Source organism: Vibrio sp. 1069, from assembly GCF_033340555.1.
The window spans coordinates 1-638 of record NZ_JAWOWP010000510.1; the positions used below are offsets into that span (position 1 = coordinate 1).

A 638-nucleotide genomic window follows, 5' to 3' on the forward strand; every position below is an offset into this window, starting at 1 on the left:
AGGGTGAGTAATCCATGCAAGCTTTGGCCGATCGTCTCAAAAACTACAAAGTCGAAGGCTTAACCACGCGCCCGGTCGCTTCTGGCAAATTGGTGCGCGTTGTTGGTTTGACCTTAGAAGCCACGGGCTGTCGTGCGCCGATCGGCAGTCTATGTTTGGTTGAAACCATGTCTGGTCACATGGAAGCCGAAGTGGTTGGTTTTTCTGGTGACAACTTGTATTTGATGCCGAGTGAGCAAATCACCGGTATTTTGCCCGGTGCAAAAGTGACGCCATTAACCAGCGAAGCAGGTTTGCCTGTTGGTATGGAGCTGCTTGGCCGCGTTATTGATGGCGTGGGTAATCCGCTGGATGGACTTGGCCCGATTTACACTGAGCACCGTGCGTCATTTAATGCGGAACCCATCAACCCACTGGCACGAAAACCGATCTCTGAACCACTCGATGTTGGCTTAAAAGCGATCAACGGTTTGTTGACGGTAGGCAAAGGCCAGCGTATTGGCTTGTTTGCGGGTTCTGGTGTGGGTAAATCGGTCACGCTAGGCATGATGACACGAGGCACCACGGCGCAAGTGGTGGTGGTAGGTCTGATTGGTGAACGTGGACGCGAAGTTAAAGAATTTATTGAAGAAATTTTG

General features: G+C 51.3%; 1 pseudogene. It reads left to right on the plus strand.

Features of this window, described 5'->3' with window-relative positions:
- Window positions 1–14: 14 nt before the first annotated feature.
- A pseudogene (gene fliI, locus R7040_RS27450) lies at window positions 15–638 on the plus strand (flagellum-specific ATP synthase FliI); the annotation flags it as partial.